The following is a 16,417-nucleotide window of genomic DNA, read 5'->3' as shown; positions in this document are numbered from 1 at the left end:
ACCCTCAGGCCCGGCGCGACCTGCTCGGGAAGCGTTAACAGGCCCTAGGGGCGTGGCCCGTGCTCCGGTATCCGTAGAGCGGAGCTTGCTCCGCTGCACGGGCTCCGGAGCCGACCAAGGCCGAAGGCAGCGGAGCAAGCTCCGCTCTACGGTGCATGATGTTGGATCGGCTTACTCGATTCCGGTCATGCCCAGGATGTTGTAGCCGGCATCCACGTACGTCACCTCGCCGGTGACGCCGGAGGCGAGGTCCGAACACAGGAACGCGGCGACGTTGCCGACGTCCTCGATGGTGACGGTGCGGCGCAGCGGCGCCTCCGCCTCCACGTGCCCCAGGATCTTGCGGAAGCCGCCGATGCCGGCCGCCGCCAGCGTCTTGATCGGGCCGGCGGAGATCGCGTTGACGCGGGTGCCCTCCGGCCCGAGGTTCAGCGCGAGGTAGCGCACCGTCGCTTCCAGGCTGGCCTTGGCCACGCCCATCACGTTGTAGCTGCGCAGTGCGCGCTCGGCGCCCAGGTAGCTCAGGGTGAGGATCGCGCCGTGCCCGCGGCCCGACATCTGCGGACGCGCGGCCTTGGCCAGCGCAGCGAGCGAATACGCGGAGATGTCCTGCGCGATCGCGAAGTTCTCCCGGGTCAGGCCGTCGAGGAACTGGCCGGTGATGGCCTCGCGCGGCGCGTACGCGATCGCGTGCACCAGAATGTCGAAGCCGTCGCTCCAATGCTGGCCGAGCCCGGCGAACAGGGCATCGATCTGGGCGTCGTCGGCCACGTCGAGCGGCAGCACGATCTCCGAACCCACCTTCTGCGCGACTTCTTCGACGCGCGATCGCAGCTTGTCGTTCTGGTAGGTGAATGCCAGTTCGGCGCCTTCGCGGTGCATCGCCTCGGCGATGCCGTTGGCGATCGAGCGTTGGCTGGCGATGCCGGTGATCAGGGCGCGCTTGCCTTGCAGAAAACCCATGGATTTCTTCCCGCGGTTCCGAGCGAAGCGTTCTATTTTGCCACGGGCGCAGCCCCGGCGTGCGCGGGCCGGGATGCGGGCTCGTCGTCGATCAGCAGGGTCATGCCGGGGTGCAGCACGCTGGCGGCGCCCAACCCGTTGCGTGCCAGCAGTCGCGCGCTGTCGATTCCGTAACGGCGGGCGATGCGCCAGATCGACTCGCCCCTCGCGACCACGTGCGTGCGCGGTGCCGGGGGGTCCGCCACCCCAGTCTCGGCGACCAGCGCGCTGGCGTCGGCGACGAAGCCGGACAGCGCTGTGCTTTCGGTGTTTTCGGCAGTCTCCGCCTCGCCACCGGGAAGCGGGGCGGACATCGTCGACCGGGCCGTTTCCACCGCCGCGACCGCCGGATCGGCTGCCTGGGCCGGCACCAGCACCCGCAAACCCCGATCGGCGCGGGCGACGCGTCCGTCGGCGAAGACCGGATTGAAGCGGCGGACCTGGGCGACATCGTGCCCGTGCCGCCGCGCCCAGGTGTCGAGATGGGCGGCGTCGGCGGGCAGGGTGGTCGCGGTCAGTACCGGGACGCGACGGTCGATCGCCCGCAGCCAGTCCTCGCGCCCGCCGGCCTCGACCAGCAGGCAGGACAGGGCCTGCAGCTTGCGGACGTACGCCTGGGTGATGCGGGGGACGGCGAGTTTTTCCGGCTCGGCGTCCATCGCCCGCTGGCCGGCCGCCTTGAGCGCTCCGAACACGCGGTACTCGCCGGCGTTGTAGCCCATCACCGCCAGCCGCCAGTCGCCGGCGAACATGCCGTGCAGGGTGCGCAGGTAGCGCACCGCGGCCTGGGTGGAATCGACCGGAGACAGGCGGCCGTCGTAGCCGGGGCGGATCGCGACCTTGTGCTTGCGCGCGGTCACCGCGATGAACTGCCACAGCCCGGCTGGCCCCGACGGACTGCGGGCGCCGGGGCGGTAGCCGCTTTCGACGAAGGGGATCAGCGCGTATTCGGTCGGCAGGTGCGAGGCGCGCAGCGCGTCGACGACGTAGCCGAACAGCGGCAGCAGCCTGCCCGGCTCGGCGGCCAGGTCGTCCGGCACGTGGGAGAAATGCCGGCGCCAGCGCTCGCTGGGTTCGGCGGTGCATTCGGGATCGGACAGCCCATCGCGGAAGCTGGCGAAGATCTCGCTGCCGTTGCGGGCGACGGGATCGGCGGCCGGTGCCACGGCCGCGGCCACGGCGGGAGCGGTGGCGGTATCGGCGGGCGTCGCGGGTTCGGCGGCAGCTGCCGTCGATGACGGCAGCCAGAGCCAGCACGCGGCGAGCGACAGCCAGAGCGCCAGGCGCGGCCCCGTCATGCCCGGAAACCGTCCTTCCAGCGCCGCAGCGCGGCGAACAGGGTGACGCGATCCTGAGCTTCGCCCCGCGCGTGCGCCGCCACCGCATCGCGTACCGCCGGCACGTCGATGCGCAGGAACGGATTGCAGGCCGTCTCGTCGGCCAGGGTGCTCGGCAGGGTCGGCTGTCCGCGGTCGCGCATGGCCTGGATGTCCTCGCTGCGGCGCTCCAGCGCCTCGTTTCCGGGTTCCACGACGCGTGCGAACGCGGCGTTGTCCCGGGTGTATTCGTGTCCGCAGCAGACGCGGGTCGCGCCCGGCAGGGCGGCCAGCCGGTCGAGCGAGCCGAGCATCTGCGCCGGGGTACCCTCGAACAGCCGACCGCAACCCAGACTGAACAAGGTGTCGCCGCAGAACAGATGGCCATGCCCATGGAAGGCGATGTGGCTCAGGGTGTGACCCGGTACCGCCAGCACGTCGAAGCGCCATTGCGCCAGTTCGATGCGGTCGCCGTCGCCGACGCGGTGGCTGACCGTGGCGATGCGGTCGTCGTCCGGCCCGTAGACCGGCAGCCCGGGCCAGCGCCGCAGCAGTTCCGGCACTCCGCCGACGTGGTCGTGGTGGTGATGGGTCAGCAGGATGGCGCCCGGCCGCAGCCCTTGACCGGCCGCGGCCAGCACCGGCGCGGCTTCGCCCGGATCGATCACCAGCGCCCGCCCGTCCGCGCCGGCGAGCGTCCAGATGTAGTTGTCGGACAGCGCCGGCAGCGATTGCAGCTGCATCCGGGTCGACCTCGCGGGACAGCCGTTAGAATGGCGACCATGCCCGCGATTTCACCGGCCGGTCAACCCGGCACGCCCAGCGACTGGTTCGCTTCCCCGCCGGGACAGGCGCTCATCGATAGCGAGGCGGGCCTGGTGAGGCAGGCGCTGGGCCAGCGACCGGGGCCGCCGTGGTTGTGGCTGGCACCGGTCCCGCAGCGGGCGGACGCCTGCGGCCGCGGGGTCTGCCTGCGCGTCCGCGATGGCGGCTGGGACGGCGCCCTGCGCTGTGCGCTGCCGCTGCCCCTGGCGAACGAGTCGGTCGGCACCGTGGTCCTGCAGCACGTGCCGGCGTCGCGCGAGCAGGCGGCGGCCCTGCTCGACGAGTGCGCCCGGGTGCTGGTCCCGGGCGGCCGGCTCTGGCTGTTCGCCCTCAATCCGCTGTCTCCCTATCGCTGGCGCTGGCGCGGGCACGACCTGCGCGCCAGCGAGCCGCTCACCTGGCGGCGGCGCATGCGCGATGCCGGCCTGGCGCCCGAAGCGGTGTCGCAGGGCGTCGGCCCGCGCTGGAAGGTGGAGGTGCGCGATGTCGCAGGCAACGGCCCCGGCCTGTGCGCCGCCTATGCGCTGCGCGCGGAGCGGCGCGTGGTGCCGCTGACGCCGATCCGGCGCAGGGCCGGATTGCGCATCCCGCAGCGTGCGGCGGCGGGATGAGCGCGATGAAGGCGGTCGAGGTCCACACCGACGGCGCCTGTCTCGGCAATCCGGGACCGGGCGGCTGGGCGGCGCTGCTGCGCTACCGCACGCAGGAGAAGGAGCTGGTCGGCGGCGAGGCGTTGACCACCAACAACCGTATGGAACTGATGGCCGCGATCAGTGCGCTGGAGGCGCTGACCGCGCCGTGCAGCGTGGTCCTCCACACCGATTCACAGTACGTGCGCAAAGGCATCACCGAATGGCTGCCGAACTGGCTGCGCCGCAACTGGCGCACCGCAGGCGGCGGCGCGGTGAAGAACCAGGACCTGTGGCAACGCCTGCAGGCGGCGACCCTGAGGCACCGCATCGACTGGCGCTGGGTGAAAGGCCATTCCGGCGATCCCGACAACGAGCGCGTCGATGCACTCGCGCGCACGCAGGCCGAGCTGATCAAGGCCGGCCGCCTGCCCGGTCCCGGCATCTGCGACGGAGCGCGGTTATCCTGAGCATCGACGACACAAGGCGGACAGAACGACAGATGCGACAGATCGTCCTCGACACCGAGACCACGGGCCTGGAATGGAAGAAGGGCAACCGCGTGGTCGAGATCGGATGCGTCGAGCTGCAGGAGCGCCGCCCGACCGGGCGCACGTTCCAGCGCTACATCAATCCCGAACGCGATTTCGAACCGGGTGCGCAGGAGGTCACCGGCCTCACCCGCGAATTCCTCGCCGACAAACCGCTGTTCGCCGCGGTCGTCGACGAGTTCCTGGCCTTCATCGACGGCGCCGAGCTGGTGATCCACAACGCCGCGTTCGACGTCGGCTTTCTCGATTCCGAGCTGGCGCGCTGCGGCGAGCGCTACGGCCGCATCCGCGACCACGCGATGGTCGAGGATTCCCTCGACCTGGCGCGGCAGCGCTATCCCGGTCAGCGCAATTCGCTCGATGCGCTGTGCAAGCGCCTCGGCGTGGACAATGCGCACCGGCAGCTGCACGGCGCGTTGCTCGACGCGCAGTTGCTGGCCGAGGTCTACCTGGCGCTGACCGCGGGCCAGAGCGAGATCGGCTTCGCCAGCCCGGCCGCGGATGCCGGTCGGGCCGCCGCCGTCGCGCTGCCCACGACGGGCCTGGGGCCGCGGCCGCGGGTGATGGTGCCGGAGGCGGAACTCGCCCTGCACGCCGCGCGACTGGAAACGGTCCGCGTCAAGGCGGGGCATTGCGTATGGGACGTGGTTTCCGTTGTCGTGCCGGATTCGGTCGCGGAGCCGGAGTCGGCGCTGTCCTAGGGCTTATTGACGCTCTCCGGGCGGGTCGCGTTGCACCGCAGTGGTCGCCAGGTGCTGTTGCGCGTCAACGGACTCCCGGCCGAATCGACATTCATCGTCTCCACCGGAGCGGGCAAGGAACGAGAGAACGAGTTCAGACGAAAAGCCCCGGCGCCCGGTCCACTCGTTTCTCGTTTCTCTCCACTCGTTCCTCGCTCCTAGTGCCGGCGCACCAGCACCACGGTCACGTTGTCGGAGCCGCCGCCGTCGAGCGCCGCCGCGACCAGGCCGTCCACGCATTCCTGGGCGCTGCACTCGCCATGGGCCAGTACCCGGGCGATGCCGGCATCGTCCACTTCCTCGGTCAGTCCGTCGCTGCACAGCAGCAGCTGCATGCCCGGCAGCCATTCGCCGGTCATGGTCTCGACGTTCAACGACTGCGGGTCGGTCACGCCCAGTGCCTGGGTGACGACGTTGCGGTGCGGATGGTGCCGCGCCTGGTCGACGCTGATCGTGCCCTGCGAAATCAGTTCCTGCACGTAGCTGTGATCCTGCGACAGCTGCACCAGCTTGCCGGCGTGCCACAGGTAGACCCGGCTGTCGCCGACCCAGGCCACCTCGAAGCGGTTGCCGGTCACGCGCGCGGCGACCACCGTGGTGCCCATGGGCAGGGAGTCGTGACGCTGCCGCGAGGCGCGGATGATCTCCTCGTCGGCGATCCGGATCGCCTGCACCAGCGGCGTCCCCTGGCGGGTTTCGCGCACCACGGTCTCGCGCGCCAGTGCGCTGGCCACCTCGCCGTACTCGTGTCCGCCCATGCCGTCGGCCACCAGCCACAGGCCGAGCTCGGCGTCGCCGTAATAGGTATCTTCGTTCAGCTCGCGCCGCAGGCCGACATGGGTCAGGTGTCCGAACTCGATCATGCGCGTCCTGTATCCGGCCGGTATCGGCCCCCCCGATGTGGCAAACGCAGCGTCGTGACCTGGACGGCCAACGAGGGGAGAGGGCGCTTTGGGCACGTCCGTTCCGTGCGGGTGGCGGGCATGAAACTACCCTAGCAGAGTCGTTCTGGGAAGGTGACCGCGCTCATGAAATGGCGGTGGCGATTCTTCAGATACGCAAAACGCCCCGTGCGGGGCGCTTTGCGTATCTGGCGGAGAGGGGGGGATTCGAACCCCCGAGGCGCTATTAACGCCTGCCTGATTTCGAGTCAGGTACATTCAACCGCTCTGCCACCTCTCCGAACGGCGTCCGGCGCCAGGAAGCGCCGGGGGCGGTCATGATACGGGCCGGTCAGGCGACGGACAAGCCGGCGGCGTTACACTGCGGGCTGTTCCCATCATCCAGGTTCAGTCTCGTCATGTCCGAAATTTCCGTGCCCGTCTCGTTCGGTGAACTGCTCGACAAGATCGCCATCCTGCAGATCAAGTCCGAGCGCATCAGCGATACGGGCAAGCTCGCCAACGTGCGCAAGGAGTTGGCGGCGCTGGAAGAGACCTGGATGGCGCACCCGGCGGCCGGGCACGACATCGCCAGGCTTCGCGCCGAGCTCAAGACGGTGAACGAGCGGCTGTGGGAGATCGAGGACGACATCCGCGTCAAGGAGAAGGCGCAGGCCTTCGACGAGGAGTTCATCCGCCTCGCCCGCAGCGTCTACTTCGAGAACGACGAGCGCGCGCGCATCAAGAAGGAGATCAACCTGGCGCTGGGCTCGTCCTACGTCGAGGAAAAGTCGTACCAGGACTACCGCACCGGCTCGACGCCCTGAGCCGGTGGCGGCCGCCGCCGGCCGCCGCCATGGTCGTGCCGGTGTCGCTTTCCCGGATCAGTCCACCCGCTCGACGCGGCAGGCGTAACAGCCGCGCCGCGCGAAATGCAGGTGCAGGAATTCGGTGTCCGGGCGCCGCAGGAAACGCGCGATCTGCGATTCCAGCGCCGCGCCTTCGGCGACGTCGGCATTGATGATGTCGCCCTGCGCGTCGTAGGCCTTGACCGCGAACAGTCCCGGCCGCATCGCGCCCGGGATCTCTCCCGGCGCGGGATGCGCCCGCGCGGCCGCATGACCGACGAAGATCGGACCCGACGCGCGGTAGGGCGACGCGGCCGGATGGTGTTCGTAGGAGAGCAGGAGAAGATCGCTTCCGGTCCCGACGTGGCCCAGGCCGACGCGGCAGAAATAGCCGGGACCGTCCGCGGCCAGCCTCTGGATGCGGCGTTCGGCCAGGGCGTTGGCGTCCAGCGCGAATAGCGGGGCGAAGGATTCGGCGGGCAGGGCGGTGAGGCGGAACGCATCGCGGGAGGTCATGGCATGGTCGGTGTCGGGTAGGCCGTCATGCTCGCGGTGCGCGCGGCGCGGGTCTCGCCGTTTCCGGACATCGCAGTGCCGCCGCTACTGGCGGTCGCCGACGTAGCGTTCGAACGCCGCGATCGCATCCTCCACGGTCACCAGGTCCATCACGCCCTCGTGCTCGATCTTGGTGCCCCAGCGCAACTCGCTTGCCGGCTTGTCGAGATACCTGCGCGCGGCGGCGTCGTAGCGGTCCACGCAATAGCGGCGGTCGGAGTACGGGCCGCTGCGCTCGGGATTGCTGGCGGCGTGCAGGCCGAGCACCTTCGCCCCCATGGCGTTGGCGATGTGCATCGGTCCGGAGTCTGGCGTCATCACCAGGTCCGCGCGCGCCAGCAGCGCCGGCAGTTGCTTCAAGGTGTCCTTGCCGACCAGGTCCAGCGCCGGCGCGCGCATCGCGGCGAGGATCGCGTCGGCGGTTTCGCGCTCCAGTGCGCTGCGGCCGCCGCACAACACGATGCGCCAGCCTCTCGCCGCGGCGTGGTCGGCGACCGCGGCATAGCGCTCGGCGCGCCAGTTGCGCAGCACGTGGCTGGAGCAGGGCGAGATCAGCAGGGTGGCGGTGCCGTCGTCGGGCCACTGCGCATGCGCCCAGTCGCGGGCGTCGTCGGGGACCGGCAGGTTCCAGGCCACCTGCGTCTGTTTCAGCCCCAGCGGCTCGCAGAAGCTGCCGATCGCGTCGAGCACATGGATGTCCGGACGGTCGGGAATGCGTTCGTTCACGAACAGGCCGTGCAGGTCCTTCGAGCGCGAGCGGTCGTAGCCGATCCGGCGCCGCGCCGGCACGAACGCCGACAGCAGGTTGGCGCGGGCGGCGACCTGCATCTGCAGCAGGGCGTCGAAGCGGCGTTCGGCCAGCGCATGCCGCAGTGCGCGCATGCCGGCCAGGCCGGATTGCTTATCGTAGACCATGAACTCGACCCCGGGCAGGCCGTCCAGCAGCCGCTGTTCGCCCTTGCCGATGACCCAGGTGAGCGCGGTCTCCGGCCAGGCCTGCCGCAAGGTATGGATCAGCGGCAGCACGTGGGTCACGTCGCCCAGGGCCGAAAGCCGCAGCAGGCAGAGCGAGCGCGGCGCGGACGGCGATGGCGGCGGGGAGGTCGGGGCCATGCGGCTTGCTAGACTCGTTGAATGGTCAGATTCGACGCCAGCGAAAGCCTGACGCCGTTCCGCGATGAAGGCGGCGGATACGGATCGATTCTGAGCGACGCCGCGTTGGCGCGGCAAGTCGAGCCGGGCTGGTTCGATCCGGGGTTCTGGGGCGAACGCGCGCGGCCGGTCGACAGCGGCGGTCGCGGTGGTGCGTGGTTCGTGGATGGTCCGTTCGGTTCGGCGGTGTTGCGCCATTACCTGCGCGGCGGCCTGGCGGCGCGCGTGAGCCGCGATGCGCACCTGTGGCGCGGCAGCGCCCGGGTGCGCAGCTTCGCCGAGTTCCGGCTGACCCGCGACCTGCATCGCGAAGGGCTGCCGGTGGCGGAGCCGCTGGCGTCGCGCTACGTTCGCGGCGGCCTGTTCTACCGCGCTGCGGTCCTGGTCCGGCGCCTGGACGGCGTGCGCTCGTTCGCCGACCGCGTGGCGGTGGCGGCAGGCGATGCGCCCTGGCAGGAAACCGGCCGCCTGATCGCGCGCTTCCACCGCGCCGGCCTCGACCATGCCGATCTCAACGCCCACAACATCCTCTTCGACGCCGCCGGCAAGGGCTGGCTGATCGACCTGGACCTCGGCCGCCGGCGGCTGCCGGAGACCGGCTGGCGTTCGCGCAACCTCGCCCGGCTCGAGCGTTCGCTGCTGAAGCTGCGCGGCGAGCGCCCGGCCGAGGCGGTACGCGCCGATTTCGCCCGCCTGCGCGCCGCCTACGATGCCCGCTGGGCGAGGGGATATTGAGATGGCCTGGTCGCTGCGCTTCCACGGGGTCGGCAACGCGTCCGCGGTCGAGCTCGGCTCGTCGATGGCGACGATCGAGCGCGACGGCGCGCCGTGGCTGACCATCGACTGCGGCAGCGAGGGACTGACCGCCTGCCTGGCGCACTACGGCGAGCCGCCACGGGCGCTGTTCGTCACCCACACCCATCTGGACCACGTGTCCGGATTCGAGCGTCTGTTCGTGTCCGAGTACTTCGACACGGTGCGGCGCGGGCGGATGCCGGTCTACGTGCCGGCGACGGTGCTGCCGCTGCTGCACCAGCGCGTCGGCGACTATCCCAATGCGCTGGCCGAGGGCGGCGCGAACTTCTGGGACGCGTTCCACCTGATCCCGGTCGGCGATGCGTTCTGGCACGACGGGCTGCGGCTGGAGACGTTCGCGGTGCGCCACCACTGGCCGCGCACGGCGTACGGGCTGCGGCTGCGCGGCAGCCTGGTATGGACCGGGGACACCCGGCCGATCGCGGAGCTGCTGAAGGTGTACGCCGATGCCGGCGAGACCATCGCCCACGACTGCGGCCTGCACGGCAATCCCTCGCACAGCGGCCTCGACGACCTGGAGCGCGAGTACCCGCCGGAGCTGCTGGCGCGTTGCGTGCTGTACCACTACGCCAGGGCCGCCGACGGCGAGATCATGCGCGCGCGCGGCTGCCGCGTGGCCGCGCAGGGCGAGGTGCTGGCCTTGGCCGAACCAGCGCGCGCGCCGGCCGGCTGACGGGCACGTCGGCTGCAGACCTGCGCGGTCGCGGCCGATCGGGCAAGCAAGGCGCAGGATCCGGCAAGCGGTGCCCGCGCCGATCGCGTTCAACTGGCGCCGATGGCGGCGATTCCCGCCTGCATAACGCGCGATTGCCTAGAATGGAGATTCGATGAACGCGATATCGCCATTGCCGGTGCTGCCGCTCGACACCCTCGGGCGGCCGTTGCACGACCTGCGGCTGTCGGTGATCGAGGCGTGCAACTTCCGCTGCGGCTACTGCATGCCGGCCGACCGCGTGCCGGACGACTACGGGTTCGACGCCGCCACGCGGCTGTCGTTCGACGAGATCGAGACGCTGGTGCGCGGCTTCGCCCGGGTCGGCGTGCGTAAGCTGCGGATCACCGGCGGCGAGCCGCTGCTGCGCAAGGACCTGCCGGACCTGATCGCCCGGCTGGCGGCGATCCCCGGCATCGAGGACCTGGCGCTGACCACCAACGCCAGCTTGCTGGCGCGGCAGGCGCGGGCGCTGCGCCGGGCCGGACTGCGGCGGTTGACGGTCAGCCTGGATGCGCTGGATGCGGCGCTGTTCCGGCAGCTGTCCGGCGACCGCGGCGACGTCGCGGCGGTCCTGGCCGGCCTCGATGCGGCCGTCGAGACCGGGTTCGAGTCGATCAAGCTCAACTGCGTGGTGCAGCGCGGCGTCAACGACGGCGAGGTCCTGCGGCTGGTCGAGCATTTCCGCGGCAGCGGCCACGTGCTGCGCTTCATCGAGTACATGGACGTCGGCACCTGCAACGGCTGGGACCGCGAACGCGTGGTGCCCTCGGCCGAACTGCGCGACCGGATCCACGCGCGCTGGCCACTGCAGCCGCTCGATCCGCATTATCGCGGCGAAGTGGCGAAGCGGTACGGCTTCGTCGACGGTGGCGGCGAGGTCGGCTTCGTCAGTTCGGTGACTGCGCCGTTCTGCGGCGACTGCCATCGCGCGCGGATTTCCGCCGACGGCCATCTCTACACTTGCCTGTTCGCGGCCGGCGGCACTGATCTGCGGCCGGCGCTGCGGGCGGGCGAAACGGCGCTCGCCGAGCGCATCGCCGGGCTCTGGTCGCGGCGCACGGATCGCTACAGCGAGCTGCGCGGCAGCCCGCGCGCCGCGCGCCGGCATGTCGAAATGTTCCTTGTGGGGGGGTGATGACCTCCGCGGACGAGTCATTGCAGGCGCATCTGGGCCGGCTGGAACTGGCGCTGCTGAGCGCGGACGTGCGCGCGTCGGCGGAAGCGCTGGCGCGGCTGCTCGCCGACGATTTCCGCGAGATCGGCGCCTCCGGGCATCTGTTCGGCAAGGACGAGGTGCTGGCGCGCCTGCCGCACGAATCCGGAGTGGCGTTCGCGGCCGAGGCGCTGGAGGTACGCGAACTCGCAGACGGACTGGCGCAGGTGACCTATCGCGTGACGCGCAGTGCCGAAGGCGAGACGCGGCGGTCGTTGCGCAGCTCGCTGTGGCGCCGCGACGCTGTCGGCTGGTGCATGGTGTTCCACCAGGGCACGACGCTGGCCGGCGACGGTACCATCGTGTCCCCTCCCCCGGCGAGCGCGACATGAAGCGTGCCTCCGCACCCGCGTTGACGCATCTCGATCCGGCGGGCCGGCCGGCCATGGTGGACGTGTCCTCCAAGGCCGCGACCGCGCGTGCCGCGACCGCGGAATGCCGCGTGCGGTTCCCGGCCGCCGTGGCGGAGGCGCTGCGCGCCAGCGGCCTGAAAAGCGCGAAGGGCGGCATCGTCGATACCGCGATCGTCGCCGGCACCCTGGCGGTCAAGCGCACCCACGAACTGATCCCGTTCTGCCATCCGCTGCCGATCGACGGCATCCGCATCGCCATCGACTGGCACGACGCGCGCGCGCTGCGGATCGAGTGCACCGTCACGACCGTGCACCGCACCGGCGTCGAAATGGAGGCACTGACCGGCGCCACCGTCGCCGCGCTCACCGTCTACGACATGTGCAAGGCGCTGTCGCACGCGATCGTGTTGGGTCCGGCGAAGCTGCTGGGCAAGCGCGGCGGCAACCGCGATTTCGGCGGGGTCGGGACATGACCGAGGTAACGGTGCTGTATTTCGCCAGCCTGCGCGATGCCGCCGGTGTCGCCCAGGAGTCGTTGGACACCGACGCGCCGACGCTGCGCTCCCTGTATGCGCAACTGCAGGCCCGGCACGGTTTCGCATTGCCTGCCGAACGCCTGCGGGTGGCGGTCGACGGCGCGTTCGCGCGCTGGGACGATGCGGTGGCCGCGGGCGGCGAGATCGCCTTCATCCCGCCGGTCAGCGGGGGGTGAGCGGCCGCGCCGGCTACGATGATCGGAGCATGTGGTCCAAGCCGCCCTGGCACGCCACGAATGAACGAAGAAGGCACCAACGAACCGACATGAAACGCTTCCGACTGTCCGCCACGCCGTTCGAGATCGCACCGCTGCGCGCCCGCCTGCTGCGCAGCGACGCCGGCGCCTACAGCAGCTTCGAGGGCTGGGTGCGCGACCACAACGACGGCCGGCCGGTGCGCGGACTGCACTACGAGGCCTACGCCGCACTGGCGGAAGCGGAGGGCGAACGCATCCTCGACGAGGCCCGTACGCGCTTCGACCTCGTCGATGCCCTGTGCGTGCATCGAACTGGCGAGCTCGCCATCGGCGAGCTCGCGGTCTGGGTCGGCGTCTCGGCCGCCCACCGCGGCATGACCTTCGATGCCTGCCGCTTCATCATCGACGAGGTCAAGCGCCACGTGCCGATCTGGAAACACGAACGTTATGCCGACGGCGATGCGGACTGGCTGCACCCTGATGCCGGCGCTTCCGGAGAAACCCGATGAACCGTTGCCTGACGACGCTGTATGTGCTCTGTGCCTGGACATTGCCGCTGGTTTCCATCGCGGCGTCGGGCAAGGGCGAGTTGCTGGTCGGCAACAAGTCCGACGATACGGTGTGGCGGCTGGACCTGGCCGATGGCCGTCGCCTGGGCGAGCCGGTGGCGACCGTGGCGCTGGCCGAACCGGAAGCCCGGTACCGGGAGACGATGCTCGGCAGGGCGGCGCTGCCGATCGGCGTGATCGCCGGTCCGGACGGCGCACGCGTTTATGTGGCCGTCAGCGGCGGCAACGAAATCGCGGTGGTCGACAGGCGGACCTGGCAGGTGGTCGAGCGCTGGAAGACCGGCAACGAGCCGGATGCCCTGGGGATCGTGGCCGGACATCGGGGGAGCGACTGAAACGACGCGCCCACGGGCGCGCCGGGGCCGGGCACGCGCCGAATCGCTGTAGGATAGAGCGGTTTATCCTCATGCCTTTGCGGGTCGCATGGATGTATCGAAACCGATGACCAGAAGCTTCATGACTGCATGGATCGCGGCCTGCCTGCTGGCCGTCGCGGCACCGGCGTGGCCGGCTGAGCAACGGTCCAAATCCGAGAAAGCCCGCGTCCAGGACATCTTCGGCTGGGTGGAGTGGGTCGAAATCGGCCAGGGCCCGATACGGCTCAAGGCCAAGCTCGACACCGGCGCCACCACGTCCTCGTTGACGGCGGACGACATCGATATCTTCCGACGCAGCGGCAAGCGCCATGTCCGCTTCACGATTCTCGACGAGGACCGCGACATCGAGGAGACCATCGAGGCCAGGCTGGTGCGCCACGTCCGCATCCGCAAGCACGACGGCACGACCCAGCGCCGCCCGGTGGTGCGCCTGGGCATGTGCCTGGGCGATATCTACCGCGAACACGAGTTCACGCTGGTGGACCGCAGTTCGTTCGTGTACCCGGTGCTCGTGGGCCGCAATTACATGCGTGGCCACGTGCTGGTCGATTCCGGTGAGACCTTCACCCAACGTCCGTCCTGCAAGCAGCGGTCATCGTCGACATCGCCCGGCATGGATCGGGCGACAGCGCCCAGGCTGGCGGCGGAATGAGGCGCTGGCACCTGCTGTCACTGGTGCTGGTATTGCTGGTGACCGCGGTCTCCCTGATCGCATACAAGGTTCGCGTGCTGGGGTATCCGTTGACGCCGAACGAGGAAGTCGAGGGCTGGATCGTCGAGGCGCGGCTATCGTTCGAGCCGACCGGCGCCGCGCTCAAGGCCGAGCTGGCGATCCCGCTCGATCCGCCCGGGTACGTCCTGCTCGACGAGAACTTCGTCTCGCGCGGCTACGGGCTGCAGACCGAGGAGCGCGGCGACCGTCGGATGGCGCTGTGGAGCACGCGCCGTCCCTCCGGGCACCAGACGCTGTACTACCGGGCGACGGTGGCGCGGAGCGACGAGGAGCGCGAGCCGCAGCCGGCGCCGCCACTGGACCAGGCGCCGGAATACGAGGAGCTGGAAGGCGAGGCGGTGCAGGCGATCCTCGACGAGGTGCGCAGCAAGTCCGCGGATATCGCCACGTTCGCGTCGATCCTCGTGAGGGTGCTCGCCAGTCCGGCTCCCGACAACAACGTGCAACTTCTGCTGCCGAACCCGGCCTCGCGCGACGAGCTTGCGCGTACCGCGATCCGGGTGCTGGCCGGCGCGCGGATCCCCGCTCGGATGGTGCAGGGGATCCGGCTTGCCGATGGCGCGAGCGGATTGCGCACGGAACCCTGGCTGGAAGTGAACAACGGCGACGACTGGATTCCGATCGACCCGGGCGACGGCGCCCGCGGCTATCCCGACGATTTCCTGGTGTGGTGGCGTGGCGGCGACGCGCCGTATGCGGTCGACCCTGCGCGCGGCGCCGAATTGCGGTTCTCGGTGACGCGGACGCTGGAGCCGGCGCTGGAAATGGTGACCCGCCAGGCCCAGCTCGCCGAATCGCCGGTCATGGCGTACTCGCTGTCGACGCTTCCCGTCGATGTGCAGAACGTGTACCGCGCGCTGCTGCTGATCCCGATCGGGGTGCTGCTGATCGTGTTCATGCGCAACGTCGTCGGCATCCAGACCTTCGGCACCTTCATGCCGGTGCTGATCGCGCTTGCGTTCCGGGAAACCGACCTGATGTCCGGCGCGATCCTGTTCTCGGTGATCGTGGCGCTCGGTCTCGCCGTGCGGTTCTACCTCGAGCACTTGAAACTGCTGCTGGTGCCGCGCCTGGCGGTGGTGGTGATCGTCGTCATCCTGCTGATGCTGCTGGTCAGCATGCTGTCGTACCGGATGCAGTTCGACATCGGCCTGTCGGTGGCGCTGTTCCCGATGGTGATCATGGCGATGACCATCGAGCGCATCTCCATCGTGTGGGAGGAGCACGGCGCCGGCGACGCCATCCGCCAGAGCATCGGCAGCCTGCTGGTCGCGGTGGCCTGCTACCTGGTGATGTTCCAACCGCGCGTCGACCATTTCGTGTTCGTATTTCCCGAAGTGCTGCTGGTCGTGCTCGCGCTGGCGCTGCTGCTGGGCCGCTATACCGGCTACCGGCTCAGCGAGCTGCTGCGCTTCCGCGCGTTCGCCGGGGCCGGACGCCCGTGAGCTGGTTCGTCCTGCCGCATCGCCTGCGTCGGGCCGGAGTGCTGGGGCTGAACGCACGCAATGCGCTCTATATCGGCGAGAGCAACCCGCGCCGGCTGTATCCGCTCGTCGACGACAAATTGCTGACCAAGCAGCTGGCGCTGGATGCCGACCTCGCTGTGCCGAAGCTCTACGGCGTGGTCGCGACCTACCGCGACGCGCGCCAGTTCCAGCGCATCCTCGGCGATCACGATGATTTCGTCGTCAAGCCCGCGCGCGGCGCGGGCGGCGACGGCATCGTGGTGATCGCGGGCCGCATGGGCAGCAATTTCCTCAAGGTCAGCGGCGCGCCGATGTCGGCGGACGATATCGTCTTTCACCTCGGCAACATCCTGTCGGGGGCGTACAGCTTCGGCGGCCGGCCGGACCAGGCGATGATCGAGTACCGCGTGCGGCCGGACGCGGTGTTCGACGCGATCTCGCACCTCGGCGTGCCGGACGTGCGCGTGATCGTCTTCCGCGGTTTTCCGGTGCTGGCGATGCTGCGTTTGCCGACCCGGCTCTCGGGCGGCAAGGCCAACCTGCACCAGGGCGCCGTGGGCGCCGGCATCGACATCGCCAGCGGCCTCACCACCCACGGCGTCTGGCACGAAGACGGCATCGACCGGCATCCGGATACGATGCAACCGCTGGCGAACGTCGCGATTCCGGGCTGGGACCGGATACTGGAGCTGTCGGCCCGCTGCCACGAGCTGACGGGGCTCGGCTACCTCGGCGTGGACATCGTGATCGATCGCGACCACGGTCCGCTGATCCTGGAGCTGAACGCGCGCCCCGGGCTGTCGATCCAGATCGCCAACCGCCAGGGATTGCGGGCGCGGCTGGAACTGGTCGAACGCGAGGGTGGCAAGGACAGGGCGGTGGAAGCGCGCGCGGCGTTCGTCAAATCACGCTTTGCGTCGGTGTGACTCACCCTCCGGTACTC

The 16,417-nt window shown here is 70.0% G+C and carries 21 protein-coding genes and 1 tRNA gene; 15 read left to right on the top strand and 7 right to left on the bottom strand.

The genetic code is table 11. The features are described from left to right. Positions 1-171: 171 nt before the first annotated feature. From AB5T46_RS18180 to gloB, 3 genes are read right to left on the bottom strand one after another with little or no spacing between them, the layout of a single operon-like run. Positions 172-963 (bottom strand): enoyl-ACP reductase FabI, encoded by a 792-nt coding sequence (locus tag AB5T46_RS18180; RefSeq protein ID WP_370565493.1) that lies wholly within the window; start codon positions 961-963, stop codon positions 172-174. A 32-nt stretch (positions 964-995) separates the two neighbouring features. Beyond that, positions 996-2,300 (bottom strand): lytic transglycosylase domain-containing protein, encoded by a 1,305-nt coding sequence (locus AB5T46_RS18175; protein ID WP_370565492.1) that lies wholly within the window; start codon positions 2,298-2,300, stop codon positions 996-998. Next, the gene (gene gloB, locus AB5T46_RS18170) at positions 2,297-3,061 is read right to left on the bottom strand and encodes a hydroxyacylglutathione hydrolase (protein WP_370565491.1); all 765 of its coding nucleotides are present in this window, start codon (positions 3,059-3,061) and stop codon (positions 2,297-2,299) included. Before gloB ends, AB5T46_RS18175 begins: the two co-directional genes overlap by 4 nt. 39 nt (positions 3,062-3,100) lie before the next feature. Between gloB and AB5T46_RS18165 the strand changes: the two genes are divergently transcribed. The 3 genes from AB5T46_RS18165 to dnaQ are packed head-to-tail and all read left to right on the top strand — an operon-like array spanning position 3,101 to position 5,024. After that, positions 3,101-3,754 (top strand): methyltransferase domain-containing protein, encoded by a 654-nt coding sequence (locus AB5T46_RS18165; protein ID WP_370565490.1) that lies wholly within the window; start codon positions 3,101-3,103, stop codon positions 3,752-3,754. A gap of 5 nt (positions 3,755-3,759) precedes the next feature. Beyond that, positions 3,760-4,242 (top strand): ribonuclease HI, encoded by a 483-nt coding sequence (rnhA, locus tag AB5T46_RS18160; protein WP_370565497.1) that lies wholly within the window; start codon positions 3,760-3,762, stop codon positions 4,240-4,242. Positions 4,243-4,274: 32 nt separating this feature from the next. Further along, positions 4,275-5,024, top strand: a complete 750-nt coding sequence (dnaQ, locus tag AB5T46_RS18155) for a DNA polymerase III subunit epsilon (protein WP_370565489.1) — start codon at positions 4,275-4,277, stop codon at positions 5,022-5,024. Between the two features lie 197 nt (positions 5,025-5,221). Here the strand turns inward: dnaQ and AB5T46_RS18150 are convergent, their stop codons facing one another. Beyond that, positions 5,222-5,926, bottom strand: coding sequence for a PP2C family protein-serine/threonine phosphatase (locus AB5T46_RS18150; RefSeq protein WP_370565488.1), 705 nt, complete (start codon positions 5,924-5,926; stop codon positions 5,222-5,224). Positions 5,927-6,154: 228 nt separating this feature from the next. Next, positions 6,155-6,245, bottom strand: a tRNA-Ser gene (locus tag AB5T46_RS18145). A 118-nt stretch (positions 6,246-6,363) separates the two neighbouring features. Here AB5T46_RS18145 and AB5T46_RS18140 point away from each other — a divergent pair. Continuing rightward, the gene (locus AB5T46_RS18140) at positions 6,364-6,771 is read left to right on the top strand and encodes a DUF6165 family protein (protein WP_370565487.1); all 408 of its coding nucleotides are present in this window, start codon (positions 6,364-6,366) and stop codon (positions 6,769-6,771) included. A gap of 57 nt (positions 6,772-6,828) precedes the next feature. Here the strand turns inward: AB5T46_RS18140 and AB5T46_RS18135 are convergent, their stop codons facing one another. Both AB5T46_RS18135 and AB5T46_RS18130 read right to left on the bottom strand, forming a co-directional pair. After that, positions 6,829-7,308, bottom strand: coding sequence for a DUF1203 domain-containing protein (locus AB5T46_RS18135; RefSeq protein ID WP_370565486.1), 480 nt, complete (start codon positions 7,306-7,308; stop codon positions 6,829-6,831). A gap of 84 nt (positions 7,309-7,392) precedes the next feature. Beyond that, positions 7,393-8,460, bottom strand: a complete 1,068-nt coding sequence (locus tag AB5T46_RS18130) for a glycosyltransferase family 9 protein (RefSeq protein ID WP_370565485.1) — start codon at positions 8,458-8,460, stop codon at positions 7,393-7,395. A 21-nt stretch (positions 8,461-8,481) separates the two neighbouring features. On the opposite strand from AB5T46_RS18130, the gene AB5T46_RS18125 reads away from it, so the two are divergent. The 11 genes from AB5T46_RS18125 (at position 8,482) to AB5T46_RS18075 (ending at position 16,400) form a co-directional block, all read left to right on the top strand. Beyond that, complete coding sequence (locus AB5T46_RS18125) at positions 8,482-9,234, top strand: 3-deoxy-D-manno-octulosonic acid kinase (RefSeq protein ID WP_370565484.1); 753 nt, start codon at positions 8,482-8,484, stop codon at positions 9,232-9,234. 1 nt (position 9,235) lies between these two features. After that, a complete protein-coding gene (locus AB5T46_RS18120; protein ID WP_370565483.1) occupies positions 9,236-9,988 on the top strand; it encodes an MBL fold metallo-hydrolase in 753 nt (250 codons plus the stop codon). A 154-nt stretch (positions 9,989-10,142) separates the two neighbouring features. Then, complete coding sequence (moaA, locus tag AB5T46_RS18115) at positions 10,143-11,165, top strand: GTP 3',8-cyclase MoaA (protein WP_370565482.1); 1,023 nt, start codon at positions 10,143-10,145, stop codon at positions 11,163-11,165. Further along, positions 11,165-11,575 (top strand): nuclear transport factor 2 family protein, encoded by a 411-nt coding sequence (locus tag AB5T46_RS18110; RefSeq protein ID WP_370565481.1) that lies wholly within the window; start codon positions 11,165-11,167, stop codon positions 11,573-11,575. The genes moaA and AB5T46_RS18110 overlap by 1 nt, the downstream gene beginning before the upstream one ends. Next, a complete protein-coding gene (gene moaC, locus AB5T46_RS18105; RefSeq protein ID WP_370565479.1) occupies positions 11,572-12,069 on the top strand; it encodes a cyclic pyranopterin monophosphate synthase MoaC in 498 nt (165 codons plus the stop codon). Before AB5T46_RS18110 ends, moaC begins: the two co-directional genes overlap by 4 nt. After that, positions 12,066-12,308 (top strand): molybdopterin converting factor subunit 1, encoded by a 243-nt coding sequence (gene moaD / locus AB5T46_RS18100; protein ID WP_370565478.1) that lies wholly within the window; start codon positions 12,066-12,068, stop codon positions 12,306-12,308. Before moaC ends, moaD begins: the two co-directional genes overlap by 4 nt. Positions 12,309-12,397: 89 nt before the next feature. Beyond that, positions 12,398-12,838, top strand: coding sequence for a molybdenum cofactor biosynthesis protein MoaE (locus AB5T46_RS18095; protein WP_370565476.1), 441 nt, complete (start codon positions 12,398-12,400; stop codon positions 12,836-12,838). Beyond that, entirely contained in the window at positions 12,835-13,233 is a 399-nt protein-coding gene (locus AB5T46_RS18090; protein WP_370565475.1) for a YncE family protein, read from the top strand. The genes AB5T46_RS18095 and AB5T46_RS18090 overlap by 4 nt, the downstream gene beginning before the upstream one ends. Positions 13,234-13,354: 121 nt before the next feature. After that, the gene (locus tag AB5T46_RS18085) at positions 13,355-13,927 is read left to right on the top strand and encodes an ATP-dependent zinc protease family protein (protein ID WP_370565474.1); all 573 of its coding nucleotides are present in this window, start codon (positions 13,355-13,357) and stop codon (positions 13,925-13,927) included. Further along, entirely contained in the window at positions 13,924-15,453 is a 1,530-nt protein-coding gene (locus tag AB5T46_RS18080; protein WP_370565473.1) for an inactive transglutaminase family protein, read from the top strand. Before AB5T46_RS18085 ends, AB5T46_RS18080 begins: the two co-directional genes overlap by 4 nt. Further along, entirely contained in the window at positions 15,450-16,400 is a 951-nt protein-coding gene (locus tag AB5T46_RS18075; RefSeq protein WP_370565472.1) for an alpha-L-glutamate ligase-like protein, read from the top strand. Before AB5T46_RS18080 ends, AB5T46_RS18075 begins: the two co-directional genes overlap by 4 nt. Positions 16,401-16,417: the final 17 nt, after the last annotated feature.

This window comes from Luteimonas salinilitoris, assembly GCF_041300785.1.
GTDB lineage: Bacteria > Pseudomonadota > Gammaproteobacteria > Xanthomonadales > Xanthomonadaceae > Luteimonas > Luteimonas salinilitoris.
The sequence above is the reverse complement of the archived record's forward strand: the minus strand, read 5'-3'. Positions and strand labels throughout refer to the sequence as shown.

Bases quoted from the DNA above. Each gene is read 5' to 3' on its own strand.
- AB5T46_RS18080 (WP_370565473.1), top strand. From the start codon at position 13,924: ATGAGGCGCTGGCACCTGCTGTCACTGGTGCTGGTATTGCTGGTGACC.
- dnaQ (WP_370565489.1), top strand. From the start codon at position 4,275: ATGCGACAGATCGTCCTCGACACCGAGACCACGGGCCTGGAATGGAAG.
- AB5T46_RS18130 (WP_370565485.1), bottom strand. From the start codon at position 8,460: ATGGCCCCGACCTCCCCGCCGCCATCGCCGTCCGCGCCGCGCTCGCTC.
- AB5T46_RS18125 (WP_370565484.1), top strand. From the start codon at position 8,482: ATGGTCAGATTCGACGCCAGCGAAAGCCTGACGCCGTTCCGCGATGAA.
- AB5T46_RS18090 (WP_370565475.1), top strand. From the start codon at position 12,835: ATGAACCGTTGCCTGACGACGCTGTATGTGCTCTGTGCCTGGACATTG.
- moaA (WP_370565482.1), top strand. From the start codon at position 10,143: ATGAACGCGATATCGCCATTGCCGGTGCTGCCGCTCGACACCCTCGGG.
- AB5T46_RS18085 (WP_370565474.1), top strand. From the start codon at position 13,355: ATGACTGCATGGATCGCGGCCTGCCTGCTGGCCGTCGCGGCACCGGCG.
- AB5T46_RS18175 (WP_370565492.1), bottom strand. From the start codon at position 2,300: ATGACGGGGCCGCGCCTGGCGCTCTGGCTGTCGCTCGCCGCGTGCTGG.
- AB5T46_RS18150 (WP_370565488.1), bottom strand. From the start codon at position 5,926: ATGATCGAGTTCGGACACCTGACCCATGTCGGCCTGCGGCGCGAGCTG.
- moaC (WP_370565479.1), top strand. From the start codon at position 11,572: ATGAAGCGTGCCTCCGCACCCGCGTTGACGCATCTCGATCCGGCGGGC.
- gloB (WP_370565491.1), bottom strand. From the start codon at position 3,061: ATGCAGCTGCAATCGCTGCCGGCGCTGTCCGACAACTACATCTGGACG.
- AB5T46_RS18180 (WP_370565493.1), bottom strand. From the start codon at position 963: ATGGGTTTTCTGCAAGGCAAGCGCGCCCTGATCACCGGCATCGCCAGC.
- AB5T46_RS18110 (WP_370565481.1), top strand. From the start codon at position 11,165: ATGACCTCCGCGGACGAGTCATTGCAGGCGCATCTGGGCCGGCTGGAA.
- AB5T46_RS18120 (WP_370565483.1), top strand. From the start codon at position 9,236: ATGGCCTGGTCGCTGCGCTTCCACGGGGTCGGCAACGCGTCCGCGGTC.
- rnhA (WP_370565497.1), top strand. From the start codon at position 3,760: ATGAAGGCGGTCGAGGTCCACACCGACGGCGCCTGTCTCGGCAATCCG.
- moaD (WP_370565478.1), top strand. From the start codon at position 12,066: ATGACCGAGGTAACGGTGCTGTATTTCGCCAGCCTGCGCGATGCCGCC.
- AB5T46_RS18095 (WP_370565476.1), top strand. From the start codon at position 12,398: ATGAAACGCTTCCGACTGTCCGCCACGCCGTTCGAGATCGCACCGCTG.
- AB5T46_RS18165 (WP_370565490.1), top strand. From the start codon at position 3,101: ATGCCCGCGATTTCACCGGCCGGTCAACCCGGCACGCCCAGCGACTGG.
- AB5T46_RS18135 (WP_370565486.1), bottom strand. From the start codon at position 7,308: ATGACCTCCCGCGATGCGTTCCGCCTCACCGCCCTGCCCGCCGAATCC.
- AB5T46_RS18140 (WP_370565487.1), top strand. From the start codon at position 6,364: ATGTCCGAAATTTCCGTGCCCGTCTCGTTCGGTGAACTGCTCGACAAG.